Here is a 348-nt window from a genome sequence, read left to right as displayed (position 1 = left end):
TGTGTTTTTGTTGGTGGGTTGGTTTTTGGTTTGTTTGGTTGGTTTTTTTTTTTTTTTTGGGTTGTTGGTTGTTTTTTTGTTTGTTTTTTTTTTTTGTTTTTTTGTGTGGTTTTTTTTTTTTGTGGTGTGTTTTTTTTGTTTGGGGGGGGGGGTGGTGGTGGGTGTGTGGTTTGGTTTTTTTTTTGGGGGGGGGTGGTGGCGGGCGGCCCCCCCCCGCCCACACCCAAACCACACAACCACACCCGAAACAAAAAACACACAAACACACCCAAACCCCACCAACCCACCCCCCCCCCCCCCCCCACCAACCACCCCAACCCAACCCCAACACACACCCCCAAACAACAC

The 348-nt window shown here is 48.9% G+C and carries 1 pseudogene; it reads left to right on the top strand.

The annotated features are described in order from the left end of the window. Positions 1-348: pseudogene (locus tag PUR71_RS41245) on the top strand (hypothetical protein); the annotation flags it as partial.

It is taken from the genome of Streptomyces sp. SP17BM10 (assembly GCF_036322405.1).
Lineage (GTDB): Bacteria > Actinomycetota > Actinomycetes > Streptomycetales > Streptomycetaceae > Kitasatospora.
The sequence above is the reverse complement of the archived record's forward strand: the minus strand, read 5'-3'. Positions and strand labels throughout refer to the sequence as shown.